At 48.4% G+C, this 19681-nt stretch carries 14 protein-coding genes, 1 tRNA gene and 2 rRNA genes (1 of these 17 only partly in view); 8 read left to right on the top strand and 9 right to left on the bottom strand.

Annotated features, from left to right (window positions below; genetic code table 11):
• Positions 1–4: 4 nt before the first annotated feature.
• A complete protein-coding gene (locus AMJAP_RS17250; protein WP_019622730.1) occupies positions 5–1318 on the bottom strand; it encodes an HDOD domain-containing protein in 1314 nt (437 codons plus the stop codon).
• 310 nt (positions 1319–1628) lie between these two features.
• Here AMJAP_RS17250 and ggt point away from each other — a divergent pair, with 310 nt between their 5' ends.
• The 3 genes from ggt (at position 1629) to AMJAP_RS17265 (ending at position 5799) form a co-directional block, all read left to right on the top strand.
• Positions 1629–3377, top strand: a complete 1749-nt coding sequence (ggt, locus tag AMJAP_RS17255) for a gamma-glutamyltransferase (RefSeq protein WP_019622729.1) — start codon at positions 1629–1631, stop codon at positions 3375–3377.
• A 294-nt stretch (positions 3378–3671) separates the two neighbouring features.
• The gene (fabI, locus tag AMJAP_RS17260) at positions 3672–4442 is read left to right on the top strand and encodes an enoyl-ACP reductase FabI (RefSeq protein ID WP_019622728.1); all 771 of its coding nucleotides are present in this window, start codon (positions 3672–3674) and stop codon (positions 4440–4442) included.
• A 193-nt stretch (positions 4443–4635) separates the two neighbouring features.
• Positions 4636–5799 carry a GGDEF domain-containing protein gene (locus tag AMJAP_RS17265; RefSeq protein WP_019622727.1) on the top strand — a complete coding sequence of 388 codons (1164 nt, stop codon included), beginning with the start codon at positions 4636–4638 and terminating at the stop codon, positions 5797–5799.
• On the opposite strand, the gene cynS is transcribed toward AMJAP_RS17265, so the two are convergent.
• The 5 genes from cynS to pyrE all read right to left on the bottom strand — a co-directional run bounded on the left by cynS (position 5800) and on the right by pyrE (position 10721).
• Positions 5800–6249, bottom strand: a complete 450-nt coding sequence (gene cynS, locus AMJAP_RS17270) for a cyanase (RefSeq protein WP_019622726.1) — start codon at positions 6247–6249, stop codon at positions 5800–5802.
• 29 nt (positions 6250–6278) lie between these two features.
• Entirely contained in the window at positions 6279–8012 is a 1734-nt protein-coding gene (locus tag AMJAP_RS17275; protein ID WP_019622725.1) for a bifunctional protein-serine/threonine kinase/phosphatase, read from the bottom strand.
• 115 nt (positions 8013–8127) lie between these two features.
• Positions 8128–8964: a formate/nitrite transporter family protein gene (locus tag AMJAP_RS17280; RefSeq protein WP_019622724.1), complete on the bottom strand. Its 837-nt coding sequence runs from the start codon at positions 8962–8964 to the stop codon at positions 8128–8130.
• Between the two features lie 944 nt (positions 8965–9908).
• Positions 9909–9984 (bottom strand) — tRNA-Phe (locus AMJAP_RS17285).
• Between the two features lie 95 nt (positions 9985–10079).
• Positions 10080–10721, bottom strand: coding sequence for an orotate phosphoribosyltransferase (gene pyrE, locus AMJAP_RS17290; protein ID WP_019622723.1), 642 nt, complete (start codon positions 10719–10721; stop codon positions 10080–10082).
• 196 nt (positions 10722–10917) lie between these two features.
• Here pyrE and AMJAP_RS17295 point away from each other — a divergent pair, with 196 nt between their 5' ends.
• Entirely contained in the window at positions 10918–11685 is a 768-nt protein-coding gene (locus AMJAP_RS17295) for an exodeoxyribonuclease III (RefSeq protein ID WP_019622722.1), read from the top strand.
• 67 nt (positions 11686–11752) lie between these two features.
• On the opposite strand, the gene rph is transcribed toward AMJAP_RS17295, so the two are convergent.
• Positions 11753–12523 carry a ribonuclease PH gene (rph, locus tag AMJAP_RS17300; protein WP_019622721.1) on the bottom strand — a complete coding sequence of 257 codons (771 nt, stop codon included), beginning with the start codon at positions 12521–12523 and terminating at the stop codon, positions 11753–11755.
• Positions 12524–12661: 138 nt separating this feature from the next.
• Between rph and AMJAP_RS17305 the strand changes: the two genes are divergently transcribed.
• The 4 genes from AMJAP_RS17305 (at position 12662) to AMJAP_RS17320 (ending at position 17019) form a co-directional block, all read left to right on the top strand.
• On the top strand, positions 12662–13525 hold the full coding sequence (locus tag AMJAP_RS17305) for a YicC/YloC family endoribonuclease (RefSeq protein WP_026340222.1): 864 nt from the start codon (positions 12662–12664) through the stop codon (positions 13523–13525).
• A gap of 309 nt (positions 13526–13834) precedes the next feature.
• Positions 13835–14455 carry a guanylate kinase gene (gene gmk, locus AMJAP_RS17310; protein ID WP_019622719.1) on the top strand — a complete coding sequence of 207 codons (621 nt, stop codon included), beginning with the start codon at positions 13835–13837 and terminating at the stop codon, positions 14453–14455.
• An 83-nt stretch (positions 14456–14538) separates the two neighbouring features.
• Entirely contained in the window at positions 14539–14751 is a 213-nt protein-coding gene (gene rpoZ / locus AMJAP_RS17315; protein ID WP_019622718.1) for a DNA-directed RNA polymerase subunit omega, read from the top strand.
• Between the two features lie 99 nt (positions 14752–14850).
• Positions 14851–17019 (top strand): RelA/SpoT family protein, encoded by a 2169-nt coding sequence (locus tag AMJAP_RS17320; RefSeq protein WP_201356394.1) that lies wholly within the window; start codon positions 14851–14853, stop codon positions 17017–17019.
• Between the two features lie 396 nt (positions 17020–17415).
• On the opposite strand, the gene rrf is transcribed toward AMJAP_RS17320, so the two are convergent.
• Positions 17416–17531, bottom strand: a 5S ribosomal RNA gene (gene rrf / locus AMJAP_RS17325).
• Positions 17532–17673: 142 nt separating this feature from the next.
• Positions 17674–19681: ribosomal RNA gene (locus tag AMJAP_RS17330) — 23S ribosomal RNA — on the bottom strand (it continues 885 nt past the right edge of the window).

The raw sequence follows: 19681 nt of genomic DNA on the forward strand, positions 1-19681 counted from the left end.
CTGACTAGGCATGCATGATGGTATGCACCAGTGAATCTAACTCCACCCGGCTTTCCTGCACGTCTTCCAATACCGCATCAACATCGGCCTGTGTCAGCTGAAGCTCAGCAAGAATCCTGTCAGGGACTAATTCAATCGGCCCGTCGGCCATCTCCCGGGCACGTAAGCCACGACTCGCTACATGTAGTACCTTAGCTTCATGACTGGCAAGCCCCTCGTAAGCTAAGTCGTTGTGATGGCGTACCGCTTCAACGACAACTTCAGGTAATCCCCAGTTATCCAACAACCAACCACCGACCTGCTCCCGGGTCACATTCAGCACCTGTTTTTCAACAAATTCCAGAGCCATATGCGGATTAGCTTCGATATAGCGTGATAACAGTGAAAAGTGTGGAGGAAACAGATGAGCCAGCACCAGATAGCCGAAATTTTGCAGTAAACCCGCCAGATAAACCAAACCGGGTTTCGGTCTGATCTCCGCCGGTATTTTCTTACAGAGCAGCTCCGCTGTAGCGGCAGTAAAAACTGATTGCTGCCAATATGGAACAGCATCCCGTGGCATATCTTCCGGTAATGACAAGGCTTTACCCATAGCCACACCCAGCGCCAAATTCACCACCAGATCAAAACCTAATACACGAATCACTGCATCTTCAACAGAGTGGACATCACCAGGTGCTGCATAGTAAGGAGAGGCCGCCCAACTCATTACCTGAGCAGCAAGACTCGCATCACCACGGACAAGCGGCACCAGATCATCGATACCTGCAGCGGGGTCAGAGCGCAGCTCAACCAGCTTTTTCATCGATGCTGGCAATGGGGGCAACCCTAGCGTGTCCTCTAACCGTTGTTGAATTCGCAACGTGGTAAATCGCTCGACAGCACGCGTAATTACCTGTTCATCATTACCATCAGGCTGTTGTTTATTAATCGCGTTAGTCGTCATCCCTAAAGCACAGAGAGAGACATGCTCCTGAAACCATTGCTTTTGGGCTTCAAATGCCAACCCGGTATAAGGTTCTACAACACCCAGCTTGTCATAATCAGCAATTGACTGCTCGATATAAACCGGCAATTGGAATAACTTCTTCTGTCCGGCATTAGTCTGCAACGCTGGCTGACCAAAAAACTTAACCGCATCTCGTCCCCGAACAGGTTGCAGGTGGCGGCCTGAATGTTTCCAAATACTCACCAGATTTAACAACATGTTGGCGGGCAGGATCACAAGCGCTTTGCCCTCATGGTCATTCAGTAGCACCACTCGGGTCTCTTTAGTGTCACTGTCTGCGCTGTAAAAAGATTTGACTGCTATCGACAAGAGGCATCTCCATTATCACTGTCCGTCGGAAAGTTATCGGCCCGAGCGGATTGATCTTTAACTAGTGCCAGTATAGTTAAAGCAATGCTCACCGACACCACAGATGCTACCCATTTCGAGCGCCTGACGCTGTCCTCTGTGAACCTTTGGGAAGCACATTTCTGAAAGGTAATCACTTAGCAAGCGCCTGCTCTCAACCCTATGACTTTAAAGCTAAATTTTAAACAGCTAGCCCACATCGTTGCAATTTCTGCTTTAATAAGGGCAATAATCACACCCGTTCTCCGCAATATATCTCAGGAATTTAACTATGCGCAGGCCTATTCTCTCTGTCATTTTGGGTACTCTCACCCTGCTTCCCACTCTCTTATTCGCGGTTAATGAAGATCTCGCACCAGAATCGGCCACCGGAACCCTACAACAGAAAAGTATCGAAGCTCAGCATCAACTGGTTGTCACCGCACACCCCTTAGCCACTCAAGCTGGATATAGGGTGTTACAACAAGGGGGGAGCGCCGCAGATGCAGCTGTTGCCATCCAGGCAATGCTAACCTTAGTCGAGCCCCAGTCATCCGGCATCGGAGGTGGCGCCTTCATGCTTTACTGGGATAACACCAGTAAACAATTAAAGGCCTTTGACGGCAGAGAAACCGCCCCGGCATCCGCTGATGAAAACCTCTTTATAACTAACGAGGGGAAACCAATGCGCTGGTGGGATGCAATGGTTGGCGGCCGCTCAGTGGGAACGCCTGGCGTGCTGGCAATGCTAGAAAAAAGCCATAAGCAATACGGAAAGAGTTCATGGTCTTCACTATTTGAAGATGCAATTGAAACCTCTGAAAGCGGCTTTCAGGTGAGTCCAAGACTTCACCAACTGCTCTCTTCAAAGATAAACCCAGGTTTGGGAAAGTACCCTCAGGCCCGCAATTATTTCTTTACCCCAGAGGGAGAGCCACTACCCGAAGGCCACCAGCTAACCAATCCAGAATTAGCAAAATCACTGCGTCACATCGCTAAAAGCGGAGCGGCTGCCTTTTACCAGGGAGAACTGTCGAAAAAGATTATCGATGCGGTAAAACAAGCCACCGACAACCCCGGTAAACTTCAGCAAAGTGATCTGAAAAACTATCAAGCGATCGAGCGTCAGGCTATTTGTCGCCCATTCAGAGAGTATCGGGTCTGCGGCTTTCCGCCTCCCACATCCGGCGGTATAACAACACTGCAGATAATTAAGCTGATGGAACTGGCCGAGCCGAAGCAGCTACAACCAACTTCTATAGAATTCTATCAATTATTTACTCAGGCAAGCCGTTTAGCCTATGCGGACAGGGCGCGTTATCTGGCTGACAGCGATTTTGTCGATGTCCCTATGGATCAGCTACTGAACGAAAACTATCTGCGACAGCGTAGTAAGCTGATAAATCTCTCGAAAGATATGGGAAAAGCTAGTCCCGGTGAATTACCTGACAGGCTAAGCCGCGCTGACGACCGGTCTCCTGAACTACCGTCCACCAGCCACTTTGTTATTGTCGATCGCTGGGGTAACGCGGTATCTATGACCAGTAGTATCGAGATGGCCTTTGGTTCAACTCTGATGGCCGGTGGTTTTTTGCTAAATAATCAGCTGACCGATTTCTCTTTCATCGCCGAGCAAGAAGGAAAACCTGTTGCTAACCGGGTTCAGCCAGGTAAGCGCCCTCGCAGCTCCATGTCACCAATTATGGTGTTTGATCGGAATAACCAACTAGTTGCCGCACTCGGTTCCCCCGGAGGCAGCCGGATTATTAGCTACGTTGCAAAAAACCTTTATCTCAAACTCAGTTCTGATATGTCTTTGCAACAAGCATTCAATACGCCTCATGTGGTCAACCGTAACGGCGTGACTGAACTGGAAGCAGGCACAACCGCAGAGCAACTGGCTCAGCCGCTCAGCGCTATCGGTCATGACCTCAAAATAAGAGACCTGAACAGTGGCTTGCATGGCTTTTTTCGCCAGGCTGACGGGGCATGGAAAAGTGCCGTTGACCCACGCAGGGAAGGAACCGCTCTGGGAGATTAAACCGCAGGACCCATATCTGCACCTGAGCGCTTTTTAAAAGAGCCCGGGTGCTTCCCCCAGCGCCCTCCCTCTCTCGTCTTCCCTCTTAACATCTATCACAAACCCCATACCCATTTTGGGAATTAATGTGTAAACATTTCTCTACTTTAGTCGATATAATAAACATAGAAATTGTGCAGAGCACAAAATATTACTAACGATCCAGATTGAGCCAATAAAAACAGCCTTTCATAATTCTGAAATCAGTTTAGTTTATATTTAACTTATTGATTTATAAATATATGGTGTATCGAAATGTCTAATTTACTAATGGCTGGAAAAAAAGTTCTTATTGTCGGAATTGCCAACGATAAAAGTATCGCTTACGGCGTTGCAAAAAAACTTCACGCGCAAGGCGCAGAACTCGCCATTACTTATCTAAATGATAAAGCTGAGCGCTTTGTTCGCCCTCTTGCAGAAGAACTTGAGGCATCGATTATCATGCCACTTGATGTGACTCAAGAGCAGCAGATGATCGACCTATTTAAAGCGCTAGAAGAAGCCTGGGGGTCTTTAGATGGATTAGTCCACTCGCTGGCATTCTGTCCACTGGAAGATCTTCACGCGCCGATCTCCGAATGCTCCCGCGAGGGTTTTACCCAGGCAATGGACGTTTCGTGTTTCTCTTTCATCCACATGGCCTCTTTTGCTAAAGACCTCATGAAAGATGGCGGATCTATGATCAACTTCTCCTACCTCGGCAGCGCTCTGGCAACCGGTGACTATAATGTGATGGGCTGCGCTAAAGCAGCACTTGAAGCCGCCACACGCTATCTGGCAAGAGACCTTGGCCCGCGCCATATTCGTGTAAATTCAATATCGCCGGGCACTATTGCCACTCGCGCTGCAGGTGGTATTAAAGATTTTGCCACCATGCTGGAGTACAACCAGAACAAAGCAGTCGACCATCAGCTACCCACTATCGAAGAGGTTGGTGATGCTGCAATGTTCTACCTAAGCGACCTGTCCAAAGGAACTTCCGGTAGCATCCACTACGTCGACCATGGTGTTGCTATCGTTGGATAACAGGCCTGCCTGAAACAGATAAAAACACCGCTCTGCGGTGTTTTTTTATGGCTGAAACACTACGGGTTACTCGACCAAATAACATTGCTTTCTATGTGGGATTATCTGGTAAGATAAGGAATAGCTGGAATCAGGGACGCTCATTCAGACAAAAACTCACATGCTGAACGCATATAAAAGACCGTAATCTTTAATGAACACATATCCAGATCTCGATTTCTTTGAAGCTTTCCCCTGGAATAAGGGTTTTGAATTAGGTATTCCCGCGATTGATGATCAGCATAAACAACTGATCGTCCTTATAAACCGACTCGTGAACACCCTGATTCATAACAAACCAATGGAGATTAATGACGCCTTTAGCGAACTGGCTGAGTATGCAGATTTTCATTTTGTCACTGAAGAAGCTATTTGGGCCGAGCACTTACAAAATGATGACTGGGTAGCGTCGCATCGCCATAATCATGCATCCTTCCTTCCCGCGGTTAAAGCCATTCAGGAAAAAGAGGAAGGCAAGCCGCTTCCGGAAGTCATTGAGAAAATCCTACGATTTCTGACCCGCTGGCTGGCATTCCATATCATCGATGATGACAAACGCTTAGCCATCGCCGTCAAAGCGCTCGAGTCAGGCGCCAACGTTGATGAAGCCAAGAAACACGCTGAACTTGAGATGGATAGCTCGATCAATATATTGATCGACATCGTTCTCACTATGTATGATGGCCTTTCCTCTCGCACCCTGAACCTCATGCGAGAACGTCAGGCTCGAATAGCCGCAGAATCAGAGCTCAAACAGGCCAACCTCAAATTGGCACAGCTGTCGATAACCGATCAACTCACCGGCTTATACAACCGAAGACATTTTGATGAAGTGCTGGATGTGGAGCTTAAAGGTGCTATTCACACTCAGTCAGCCCTGAATTTCTTCCTTTTGGATATCGACTTCTTCAAGCGCCTCAATGACCGATACGGTCACCAACAAGGAGATATCGCTCTTCAGCAAGTAGCACAACAATTACAGTCCCTTTGCCAACACCCATCTGAATATGCATTTCGGCTCGGAGGTGAGGAATTCGCCATCGTTTCAGTCACCACCACTGAAAACGATCCTCTACTGTTTGCAAAAGCCATCTGCGACTCAATCTCGGCCCTGGCAATAGAAAATAAGGATAGTGATACCGCAGATATCCTCACTGTTTCGGTAGGGATGATATGCGGCATACCACAACCTACTGAGAACAGAGATAAGCTCATGCAACAGGCAGACAGATGCCTCTACTTTGCCAAGAGAAACGGGCGAAACCAAGTCATCAGCCCAGCAGACCTGAATGAACAGAGCCTCCTCTCTCTCCCCTGATCAATAGGTTTTATAAGGCAAAAACTTACCCGAAAGCACTACGTTAACCCGATCGCCATTAGGGTTCGCTTCACGCTGAATATCCATAGAGAAGTCGATAGCACTCATTATTCCGTCACCGAACTCTTCATGAATCAGCTCTTTAATCGTGTTGCCATAGACATTAACTACCTCATACCAGCGATAGATCAACGGATCAGTAGGCACCGCGGTAGGTAGAGAACCCTTATAAGGCGCAATCTGTAACCAGGCAACCGCTTCATCTGGTAGACCAAAGATCTCACCAATAACCTCCGCCTGTTGCTTATCAAGAGTCATCTGTCCCAGACATGCAGCCGTTGTCCACTCTTTTGAGAGGCCGATCGCGGCGGCCACGTCACTCCATTTAATCCCTTTGCTAACTTTCGCTGCCATAATTGCGGCAGTGACTTCTTCCCGATTACTAATCATAGGTCACTCCTCAGGTTTCATTTAATCCATCATTGATTATTCAGTTGCACCAGCAGAAACAGCACCACCAGCGTTAACAGAAAAGAGACTGATCTCCAGAACAGCAGAGGGTTTCTCTCCATCAGGGGAGGCTGATTGCGGCGCAAATAGTTGTGATTAGGTTTACGCAGGTCGTACACAAATTCAGATACCTCTGCGTAGCGTTTGTACGGGTTTGGCTGTAGCCCTTTCTGCAGCGTTGCGTCGACCCATCTGGGGATCGCTTTTTCCTCATCGAAAACAGATTGATATAAGAGTTTACGTTGTGCCGATGAGGTGGTGCATTTAGCAACCTGAGTCCCATAAGGGAAACGTCCTGATAGCATGTGATAAGCAATTACCGCCAGCGAGAAGAGATCAGAGCGGGTTGATATGACTTCGCCGACAAAATACTCCGGTGCCATATACAGTGCCGTCCCCGGCATATCCAGTTGCGCCAGAGTATTTTCAGCTTCAACAATTCCGGCAACACGAACCGCACCAAAATCAACAATTTTTACGGTGCCGTTACTATCGATCATCACATTTTCAGGCCGCAGATCCTGATGCAGGATCTCTTTACGATGCATCGCCTGCAAGCCTGTCGCTATCTGTTCGATAACATTTCGAACCACTTCTATATCAGGGTTGGGGTTATCGATCAGCCACTGGGCAAGCGTCTGACCTTCAATATATTCATTAACGGTGTAGAGATAGTTTCGCTCACGGCTTTGTAAGCCCGCTTTCATAACGTGAGCGCTATTGATACGTCGCGCAACCCATTCTTCCATCAAAAAACGTTCCAGGTAGGCGGGATCATCTCTCAAATCAACGGAAGGGATTTTGATAACTACCCGAGTGTTACTGCCGGGATCTTCAGCAAGGTATACATGACTGCGACTGCTAGCATGCAGCTCTCTCAGAATCTGGTAACCGTCAAATGCCTTCCTCGCCTGCAACAAAGGCGGTAGTTCCAGCTCCTCTACCTGATGTTTTAAAGCACTCTCCAGCTGTTGTGGCAGTTGATCTACGCGGGCAATCTGCAGAGTAAGATTATCATCGCTGCCATTTTCCATTGCCTGTTTAACGATGACCTCTGCGGCCTTATCAAGATCATCAGCGCAGTCCTGTAGAGTTTGAAAAATAAACGGGGTTTCTATAAATTCATATACACCATCGGTGCATAAGAGATAGATGTCACCTTCATGCAGGGTGGAGGTCTGATAATCCAGTTCCATTTCAATATCGATGCCTAATGCACGACTAAGATAACTTTTCTCTTTAGACACCCAGGCCCGGTGATCCTTGGTCAACGTTTCCATCCCCTCGCCGCGTAAACGGTAGATCCGGCTGTCGCCAATATGGAAAACATGCAGGCTGGAAGCTTTGAAAACAGCTGCACTCAGGGTGCAGACATAACCTTTATCTTTGTTGAAACGGTATTCTGAACGCTGCGTCTGTGAGAATAACCAACCATTGATAGATTCCAGCACACGTTCGCCGGAAGTACGTACTGACCAGGCGTCGGAAGTACAGTAGTAATCGGCCAGGAAGCTCTTCACCGCAGTCTCGCTGGCGATCTGGCTTACATTACTGCTGCTGATACCATCCGCAAGGGCCAGAGCGATACCCTTAAGGCTAAGCTGAGGCTCTTTAGGGATATATGCACCATGAAAGTCCTGGTTCAGCTCTTTTAAGCCTTTATCACTAAACTGACCTGTACTTATTTTTAGATGCGAATTCATGACAGAAGCACTCTGATTGCAGGAGGAGTCATATTAACCAAAGGCCCGTTCAGAAAATCCCGGAGGTCAGACAGACCTCCGGGATTCAGGCAACTGTTTGGCTGTAGTACAGGGTCTACATTGCCGCTACAGTTTTAGCTGCAGCAACTTTACGCTCTTTACTTGTTTTAACGTGTGTCAGGTAAAGAGGTAAACCAACCAACAGAAAGCCACCTGCCAGGTTACCCAGAGCCGTTGGTATCTCATTCCAGATCAGGTATTCCATAATAGTGAAGTCACCACCCATGATCATAGAGAATGGGAACAGGAACATGTTTACAATTGAGTGCTCGAAAGCCATGTAGAAAAACAGCATGATCGGCATCCACATCGCTGCCATTTTAGCGCCCGCAGAGGTAGAGATCATCGCTCCGACAACACCCATAGATACCATCCAGTTACACAGCATGCCGCGGATAAAGATGGTAAACCAACCCAGTACCCCTTGCTCCTGATAACCCAGGGTTCGTGCTTCACCGATAGCACTTACCTTAGCGGCGACAACCCCACCATCAACCTGATAGCCATATGTCAGAATGAAAGAGGCAAAGAAAGCAACCATCAAAGCACCCGACAGGTTACCGATAAATACCAGCCCCCAGTTACGCAGCAACGCACTCCCTGTGCAACCAGGGCGCTTATCAAGTACTGCCAGTGGTACCAGCGTAAACACACCGGTTAACAGGTCGAATTTCATCAGATAGAGCATGATAAAGCCAACAGGGAACAAACACGCACCCAGTATCGCGCTACCGGTTTTTGTTATCACGGTAATAGCAAAAAATGCTGCCAGCGCAAGGATCGCGCCTGCCATAAATGCCCGGATATAAGTGTCTTTGGTGGACATAAAGATTTTCTGTTCACCTGAGTCGACCATTTTGGTCGCAAACTCACTCGGTTCTAAGTAAGCCATCGTTTTACCTCATCTTGTTAATTAAAAAGTTAAGTAAAATAATTATGTAAATGCTCTTTCATCTTTTGCCGCATCCTGCAGAGCAAAAAAAAAAGCGTCCACCCCTCTATCACCAAAGTGATAAGGGGTGGACGCCTTTGTCCGAATCTTTCTAAGTTGTATATGCCGTAGTATCACCGCAGCTTATTGTGCATTGCAGTATATATACCCAAATATAGATAACTCATAAAAAACAATTAGATAAGAAAGAGTCAGCTATAAAAGAACAACACCTGCCGCCCTTTCCCGGTGCAACATTTACTCACTTGGTGCACTATTCCAGCCCAACATGCATGGTAACAATCCCATACCTGTTTTCAGCCCTACTTTCTTTTAATAGTTAAAAACTCAGACTGATTGCAACCTGATTTACAGAGACAAAAAAAGCCCCACTCTCTATACGAGAAGAGTGAGGCTTTATCAAAATAGTTGGTGCCCGGAGGCGGAGCATTGGCCAAAGGACAATACAACATCGTCGATTTGGGAGATAGCCCGTAGGATGAGGAGCAACGCGACAAATAATCGAACCTCGGTTCGAGGACGCCCTAACATTCCTCCAGATACAAAAAAGCCCCAGCTCTCTAAACGAGAAGAATGAGGCTTTATCAAAATAGTTGATGCCCGGAGGCGGAGCATTGGCCGAAGGACAATACAACATCGCCGTATTTGGGCGATGGCCCGCAGGGTGAGGAGCAACACGACGAATAATCGAACCCGGTTCGAGGACGCCCTAGCATTCCTCCAGACACAAAAAAGCCCCAGCTCTCTATACAAGAAGAGTGAGGCTTTATCAAAATAGTTGGTGCCCGGAGGCCAGAATTTATAATCAGTCGAACCACCGACACGAGAATTTTTTATTCTTCAGATACAAAAAAGCCCCGTTTAAAAACGAGGCTTTAAAGTAGTGGTGCCCGGAGGCGGAATCGAACCACCGACACGAGGATTTTCAATCCTCTGCTCTACCGACTGAGCTATCCGGGCAACGGGCGCTTATTAAACACGGCTGATCGGCAAAAATCAACTGAATTACGCGTCTGTTCAATAAAATATTAAGTTACTGAACAATAAGTAACCGATCAGATACCATATTTTGCACGATACGCCGATATCGCTTCAATCTGAGCATCCATACCACCCTTTTCACCAAGGTAGGTCAACAGATCATTAAGAGAAACAATACTCGCCACCGGCATATTATAATCGCGCTCAACTTCCTGAATCGCTGAAAGCTCTCCTTTGCCCTTTTCCTGTCGATTCAACGCAATGACAGTACCCGCCGGAGTCGCTCCTGCCTGATCAATAATATCCATCACTTCACGGATCGCAGTGCCTGCGGTAATCACATCATCAATGATCAACACCCGGCCTGCCAAAGGAGCACCTACCAGGTTTCCCCCTTCGCCATGAGTTTTAGCTTCCTTACGGTTAAACACATAAGGAACATCCTGGCCAAACTCTGTAGCCAGAGCAACGCAAGTCGCTGCGGCCAGTGGTATGCCTTTATATGCAGGGCCAAGCATCACATCATACTCGATGCCCGATTGCTGAATCGCCGCCGCATAGCACTTTCCTAGGCGGGCCAGTGCCTCACCAGTATTGAAGAGGCCAGCATTAAAAAAGTAAGGACTGGTCCGACCAGACTTCAGTGTGAACTCGCCGAATCGCAACACCTCTTTCTCGATCGCGAACTCGATAAACTCTCTCTGATAATCCTGCATCTGGGCTCTCCGCAAAGCTATATAAAAAGTGCGCGTATGATACAGGGTTTCGTCCTGCCCCTCTAGAAGGAACAAGACTTAAGCTCTGAATTACACCCTGCGAGATTAATTGTCAGCGCTTTAGATTCAAATTTGCTTAAACACCCAGTACAATGCGGCTTTCGTATCGAACTACGTTTCTCATAGGTTTATAGCTATGCGCGTCATAACTTTCAATACTCAGGGTATTGAACAGGCAGCAGATAATGGGTTTTTCCAGTGGATGGTTAAACAAGATGCAGATGTTGTGTGTCTGCAGGATCTGCGAGCAAAAGAGTATCAGTTAGATGATAAACGCTATCATCCCGAAGGCTATGACGCATATTTCTTTGATGCCTTTGAAGATGGCTACAGTGGCGTAGCAATCTATACCCGGATAATGCCCAAAGCTATTATGACTGGCCTTGGGTTTGAGCAATGTGACTTTAACGGCCGGTTTATTCAAGCTGACTTTGATAACGTTAGCGTTGCAGCCTTCAGTGTTCCTTCAGGCCTGAAAAGCGAAGAAGCTCAGACAGCCAAAGAAGAATACTTACGACTGCTCAAAGGGCACTTCACCAAAACCCTGCGTAAGCGTCGCGAGTTTATCTTTTGTGGGCCATTACAGACCGCCCACAAGTCTCAGGACCTGAGCAACTGGTATGTGAACCAGAGAGTATCAGGATTTCTCCCTCAGGAACGCCAATGGATGGAAGAGCTATTCGGTGAGATGGGATATGTCGATGCGTTCCGCCAGGTCAATCACGCTGATCAACAATACACCTGGTGGCCCGATTACAATAAAGCCCGCGACCTGAACGAAGGCGCTCGTCTGGATTACCAAGTCACTACCGCGAACCTTCGTAAAACGGTTAAAGCCGCATCTATCTACCGGGATGAATGTTTCTCTGCTCATGCCCCGGTCATTGTCGACTACGACCTGTAAAATACAACCGACCATAAACACAAAAAAAGGGAGCCTCAGCTCCCTTTTTTATTACCTGACCCGCATATCAGTCAGCCAGCACCTGACGCTGTAGCTCAGATATTTCCGCAATACCTTTTTTAGCCAATGCCAGCATCGCATTCAGTTCATCTTCTGAGTATGGCTCGCCTTCTGCCGTACCTTGTACTTCGATAAAGCCACCTTTATCGGTCATGATAACGTTCATATCGGTTTCCGCGTCTGAATCTTCTGCATAATCAAGATCCAACACCGCCTCACCTTTATAAACACCCACCGAGACGGCGGCCAGACCAAATTTAATCGGATCACCCTTCATGGCGCCATGCTTATCTTTTTTCAGAAAACTGATGGCATCTCTCAGCGCTACATAGGCGCCTGAAATTGATGCTGTCCGGGTTCCACCGTCGGCTTGTATCACATCACAATCGATAGTGATGGTGTTCTCACCCAGCTTTTTCAGGTCCAGACAGGCGCGCAGCGAACGGCCAATCAAACGTTGAATTTCGACCGTACGACCGCCCTGCTTACCACGGGAGGCTTCCCGACCGTTACGACTACCGGTAGCGCGGGGTAACATCCCGTATTCCGCTGTCACCCAGCCGCTACCCGAACCACGTAAAAAACGAGGCACACCCCGTTCCACGGAGGCAGTACAGATCACTTTAGTATCACCAAACTCGACCAGCACAGAGCCCTCAGCGTGCTTAGTGAAATTACGGGTGATACGTACCTCACGCATCTGATCGACATTACGGTTACTCGGCCGGTGAGTGGTAACGCCCAGGTTTTGCAACTGATCTGAAATTGTTGAGCTCATGTACTTAGGAATCCTGTTCGACAACCCGACCGGACGCATAGAGGAAGCGGTCGAGGACTGTTAGAATAAAACGTAAACCCGCCGACACTCGTCTCAGTGCCAGCAACGAAAACAGCATTCTAATCGAGAATAGACGATATGACACGTAGTATGACCGCTTTTGCCCGTCAGGAAGCACAACATGAGTGGGGCAGCCTGATCTGGGAAGTTCGATCGGTAAACCATCGCTACCTGGAACCCCACCTGCGTCTGCCGGAGAGTCTTCGTGATCTGGAGGGTTCACTAAGAGAGTCGCTACGTAAAAAACTCAGCCGGGGAAAAGTTGAATGTACACTGCGATTTGTTCCCGAAGCAAAAGCCCAGACCCTCACCGTTAACGAATCCTTCGCCCGTGAACTATTAGACGCCGCGCAGCAAGTCGAGAACCTGCTTCCGGTTTCAACACCTTTGGATACGCTGGAGCTGTTGCGCTGGCCCGGCGTTCTGCAAGACACGAAGCTGGATATGGACAAAGTCAAGCAAGCAGCCCAGGAGCTCTTCCACAAAGCCCTGAATGACCTGATTGAAAGCCGTGGTCGTGAAGGCGTTGAACTGGCGGTATTAATTGATCAGCGCCTCGATGCCATCACCGCTGTCGTCACTGACGTCCGCAGCAAACTACCGGGTATTCTTCAGGCACAGCGGGATAACTTAAAAAACCGCCTGGAAGAGTTGAAAGCAGATCTGGACGAAGGCCGGCTTGAACAGGAGATGGTAATCCTTGCGCAAAAAGCTGACGTTGACGAAGAGATGGACCGTCTCAACACCCATGTTCAGGAAGTGAAGCGCGTTCTGAAATCTAAAGGCCCCGTTGGCCGACGACTGGATTTCCTGATGCAGGAACTCAATCGGGAAGCCAACACGCTTTCCTCCAAATCAATTGTGTCAGATACCACGCAGGATGCTGTTGAGCTGAAAGTACTGATCGAGCAGATGCGCGAACAGATCCAGAATATCGAGTAAGCATTCTTTAGTCTTCATTTATCCATAAATACTGCTTACTGTTAGATGATATGGAACCGATGGAACGTTGACTTGTAGCACTCCATATTCAGATGAATCCCCTGTCCTTCATTAATAAGAAGGGCTGAAGGGACATATCTGTTAATAACTCAAACAATATTCGGAACACAGACCTTCCCACTGCAAAAGAACCAGCAACCATTATTCTAACGCTGTCCAAAGCGGTATAATCAGCGCTTAATTTTCCACAGCTCCCTTGGCTGCTTACCTTGTTGCTATACGAGAGCCCGATTAAAAGTGACCATTATTATGAATCAGCTAGGCACCCTGTACGTTATCTCAGCCCCTTCCGGAGCAGGCAAAACCAGCCTGGTTAAAGCCTTGCTCGATCAGGATAAGCAGGTCTGTGTTTCTGTCTCTCATACAACCCGAGGTATGCGCCCGGGTGAAGTCGATGGGAAAGACTACAACTTTGTCGCCATGGATCAGTTCAACAGTATGATTGAACAGAACCAGTTTTTGGAATTTGCCGAGGTCTTTACTAATAAATACGGCACCTCACAGGTCTGGGTTGAGCAGCAACTGGCATTGGGACTGGATGTAATTCTGGAAATCGACTGGCAAGGGGCACAGCAGATCCGCTTAAAAATGCCCGATTGCGTATCATTATTTATCCTACCGCCCTCTACTGAAGAACTTCGCAAACGGCTAACCGGACGCGGTACTGATTCTGATGAGATCATCAATCAGCGCATGTCGGAAGCCCTGAGTGAAATGAGCCATTATCCTGAATATCAGTACCTCGTCGTCAATGACGATTTTAATGCCGCTTTAAGTGATTTACAGGCGGTATTTACTGCCCGTCGTTTAGAGTTAAGCCGTCAAACGATGAAACAAGCTAAAATCCTCGCTGGGCTCTTGTCAGAATAGGTGCTCTCCGGTAGACTGGCCGGCTCTCCGAATCAGGTCTGAATACCGGCCTGAATGACTGAATCCTATAACCGAGGTCGCCAATGGCTCGCGTAACTGTTGAAGATTGTCTTGAAAATGTAGACAACCGTTTTGAACTGGTAATGATCGCATCTAAGCGTGCTCGTCAGATCGCTACGGGTGGAAAAGAACCTAAAGTTGAGTGGGAAAATGACAAGCCAACTGTGGTTGCTCTGCGCGAAATCGCGGAAAAACACATCGATGTTTCCATCCTTGATGAACGCGAAGAAGATTAACTCTTTTTCAATCCGTCCGAATAAGGCATCATCTCTATAGTTTCTGTTGTTTTGTAGTCATCTTTGAATATGACTACGCTAGGGGCATAGGAGTGATTGATGCCAACTGTAGATGCGCTTTCTGACCGTCTGACTGGATACCTTGATCTGCAACAGATCAAGTCGGTTAGACGTGCGTATTATTATGCTGAACAAGCACATGATGGGCAGCGCCGTAAAAGCGGCGAACCCTACGTTACCCACCCACTTGCTGTTGCCTCAATTCTCGCAGGCATGCACATGGACCATCAAAGCCTGATGGCAGCCATGCTTCACGATGTGATAGAAGATACCGCGGTATCCCGGGACGGCCTTGAAGGCCAGTTCGGACAAACGGTTGCCGACATTGTTGATGGCGTTAGTAAGCTAACTCATCTGGAGTTTGAAACCCGTGCGGAAGCCCAGGCAGAGAACTTTCAGAAAATGGTCCTGGCTATGGCCGTCGATATCAGAGTCATTCTGGTCAAACTGGCGGACCGGCTACACAACATGCGCACCCTCGGTGCTATGCCGCCAGAAAAGCAACGACGCATTGCCCGTGAAACGCTGGATATCTATGCACCAGTAGCAGCCCGCCTGGGCATGCGAGACCTTCAACTTGAACTTGAAGACCTGGCGTTTCAGTCCTACTACCCTATGCGGGCAAAATATATACGCCGGGCGGTAGTTCAGGCCAGAGGACAGCGCAAAGATGTCATTACCTCAATAGAAGATGCTATACGCAACAGGCTTAATCAAGAAGGCTTAGCCGGATCGGTTTCGGGGCGGGAAAAACACCTCTATAGCATCTACAGCAAAATGAAAACCAAGGGCAAATCCTTTGCAGAAATCATGGATGTGTTTGCTTTTCGCATTGTCACTGAATCTGTCGATGACTGCTACCGTGCTCTGGGCATAGTACACAACCTATACAAACCGGTACCGGGTCGCTTTAAAGATTATATCGCCATCCCCAAGGCTAATGGCTATCAGTCCCTGCACACCGATCTTTTCGGCGCTCGGGATATCACCATTGAAGTGCAGATACGCACCAAAGAGATGGATGCGGTTGCCGGTCAGGGAATAGCCGAGCACAGCCATTATAAAATTTATGGTGATTCAAGTTCTGCCATCGACGGCTATAATCGTGCCCGTAAATGGGTGCAGGGCTTGCTGGAGATGCAGCAGCGCGCTGGCAACTCGATGGAGTTTATCGAAACCGTTAAGACAGACCTCTTTCCTGACGAAGTTTATGTATTTTCTCCCCAGGGACGCATTTTTGAACTACCCCAGGGAGCCACGGCGGTCGACTTCGCCTATGCGGTCCATACTGATATCGGTAACTCATGTGTATCATGCCGCATCAACAGGCACTTAGCGCCGCTCTCACAGCCTCTGCAGAGCGGTCAGACCGTCGAGATAATAACAACGCCAAGCGCACAGCCAAATATGGCCTGGCTCAACTTTGTTATCACCGGAAAAGCTCGTTCTGCGATACGTCACTTTATTAAAGTCCAGCACCGCGGTGAGTCTATTGAACTGGGTAGACGCTTGCTAACACAGTTCCTTTCAAATTACGGATCAAGCCTGGAAGAGATCGACCCGATTGCGCTTTCAAGCCTTCTTGAAGAGGCTGAGCTAGCCTCACTTGATGAGTTGCTTGAAGATATAGGTATGGGTAACCGGATGGCCTATGTGGTCGCCCGTCGCCTGCGCCCGATTGAGCATGAAGAGGAAGAGCAGCAGGAAAATCCACAATCCGACAAAGCGACTCTGGCCATTCGCGGCACTGAAGGCATGGTGCTTCATTATGCCCGTTGTTGCGGACCTATCCCCGGAGACAGTATTACCGGCCATATCAGTACAGGTAGAGGCCTGGTGATTCACCGGACAGACTGTCGCAATATCGCCTTTATGAAAGACGATGCCGAAAAGTGCGTCTACCTTGAGTGGTCCAATAGCATTGATGACGAATTTATCGTTAACCTGGATCTAAAAGTTGAACCTAAGCGCGGCCTGATCGCATCGCTTGCAACAACAGCCGCAGCCACCAGTGCCAACCTTCTGAAAGTAGATATCACAGAATCAGATGACGCCCTCAATACTGTTCACATGGATCTGACAGTGAAAGACAGGGTACACCTGGCTACAGTGATGCGAAAACTTAAAGCCCTCAAGTCAGTCTATAAACTCACACGGGTTTTAACAAAAAAACGCGCCATCTGCGCGTTTTTTTTGTTTAGTATCTAGATCGATACCTGCTAGACGAAAAACTTCACTATAAACAACACACCACAGTTCATATCCTATTTCTAACCATTTTAGCTACGTAGCGCTTATACAAACAGGATCACTCCCTTGCTCGTTGCTAGAAAAAGCATAGACCCCAGTGATAGCATTCTCTGCTATGTCTGTTGTATGTAGGAGCCGTGCCCTCACGGCGAATGAATAATCTTACAAAGTTATCAATTACATTGACTGATATGACTCATAAAGAAGGCTTTTGCTCTTACGCTTATTCCAGCCACGAGCAGGCGCGTAGCGCCGTTCTAGCAGCGACGCAGTCGCGTCTAGCGCCTGTTTTCTAAATCCCAGACACGAAAAAGCCCCGACCAAACTAATGATCGGGGCTGTCTCTTATTTGAAGCTTGGCGATGACCTACTCTCGCATAAGGAAACCCTACACTACCATTGGCGCTAAGACGTTTCACTTCCGAGTTCGGTAAGGGATCGGGTGGTTCCATCTCGCTATGGTCGCCAAGCAAAACTGGTTGCTCTAACGATTGAACATTGCTGTTCAAGCGTCATTTGAATCCTGTAATCAGTCGGAGAGTATGTACAAACTCTTATCCGTCTTGCATATATCGTCTTTCAATCAGATGACCCAAACGCTTTTGGCGTTATATGGTCAAGCCTCACGAGCAATTAGTACTGGTTAGCTCAACGCCTCACAACGCTTACACACCCAGCCTATCAACGTCCTGGTCTTGAACGGCTCTTCAGGGGACTCAAGGTCCCAGTGAGATCTCATCTTGAAGGGGGCTTCCCGCTTAGATGCTTTCAGCGGTTATCCTGTCCGAACGTAGCTACCGGGCAATGCCATTGGCATGACAACCCGAACACCAGAGGTTCGTTCACTCCGGTCCTCTCGTACTAGGAGCAACTCTTCTCAAATCTCAAACGTCCACGGCAGATAGGGACCGAACTGTCTCACGACGTTCTAAACCCAGCTCGCGTACCACTTTAAATGGCGAACAGCCATACCCTTGGGACCGGCTTCAGCCCCAGGATGTGATGAGCCGACATCGAGGTGCCAAACACCGCCGTCGATGTGAACTCTTGGGCGGTATCAGCCTGTTATCCCCGGAGTACCTTTTATCCGTTGAGCGATGGCCCTTCCATACAGAACCACCGGATCACTAAGACCTACTTTCGTACCTGCTCGACGTGTCAGTCTCGCAGTCAAGCGCGCTTATGCCTTTATACTCGATGCATGATTTCCGACCATGCTGAGCGCACCTTCGTACTCCTCCGTTACTCTTTAGGAGGAGACCGCCCCAGTCAAACTACCCACCACACAATGTCCTCGATCCCGATAAGGGACCTGAGTTAGAACCTCAATAGTACCAGGCTGGTATTTCAAGATTGGCTCCATCTGAACTGGCGTCCAGATTTCAAAGCCTCCCAGCTATCCTACACAAGTAATATCAAAGTCCACTGCGAAGCTATAGTAAAGGTTCACGGGGTCTTTCCGTCTAGCCGCGGATATACGGCATCTTAACCGCAATTTCAATTTCACTGAGTCTCGGGTGGAGACAGTGTGGCCATCGTTACGCCATTCGTGCAGGTCGGAACTTACCCGACAAGGAATTTCGCTACCTTAGGACCGTTATAGTTACGGCCGCCGTTTACTTGGGCTTCGATCAAGAGCTTCGCCGAAGCTAACCCCATCAATTAACCTTCAAGCACCGGGCAGGCGTCACACCCTATACGTCCACTTTCGTGTTTGCAGAGTGCTGTGTTTTTAATAAACAGTCGCAGCCACCTAGTATCTTCGACCAGCGCTAGCTTAGGGAGCAAGTCCCATCACCAGCACCGGCGTACCTTCTCCCGAAGTTACGGTACCATTTTGCCTAGTTCCTTCACCCGAGTTCTCTCAAGCGCCTTGGTATTCTCTACCTGACCACCTGTGTCGGTTTGGGGTACGATTTCTTGTTATCTGAAGCTTAGAAGTTTTTCCTGGAAGCATGGCATCAACCACTTCACCCAAAAGAGGGTTCGTCATCAATTCTCAGTCTTATAAGGACCCGGATTTTCCTAAGTCCTAAACCTACAACCTTAAACACGGACAACCAACGCCGTGCTGGCCTAGCCTTCTCCGTCACTCCATCGCAATAACAAAAAGTACAGGAATATTAACCTGTTTCCCATCGACTACGCTCTTCAGCCTCGCCTTAGGGGTCGACTCACCCTACCCTGATTAGCATTGGATAGGAACCCTTGGTCTTCCGGCGGGGGGGTTTTTCACCCCCCTTATCGTTACTCATGTCAGCATTCGCACTTCTGATACCTCCAGGATGCCTTACAGCTTTCCCTTCAACGGCTTACAGAACGCTCCTCTACCATGCTATAAATAGCATCCGTAGCTTCGGTGTATGGTTTGAGCCCCGTTATATCTTCCGCGCAGGCCGACTCGACTAGTGAGCTATTACGCTTTCTTTAAAGGGTGGCTGCTTCTAAGCCAACCTCCTAGCTGTCTAAGCCTTCCCACATCGTTTCCCACTTAACCATAACTTTGGGACCTTAGCTGACGGTCTGGGTTGTTTCCCTTTTCACGACGGACGTTAGCACCCGCCGTGTGTCTCCCATAATTGCACTCTACGGTATTCGGAGTTTGCATCGGGTTGGTAAG

Origin of the sequence: Amphritea japonica ATCC BAA-1530 (genome assembly GCF_016592435.1) — a bacterium.
Lineage (GTDB): Bacteria > Pseudomonadota > Gammaproteobacteria > Pseudomonadales > Balneatricaceae > Amphritea > Amphritea japonica.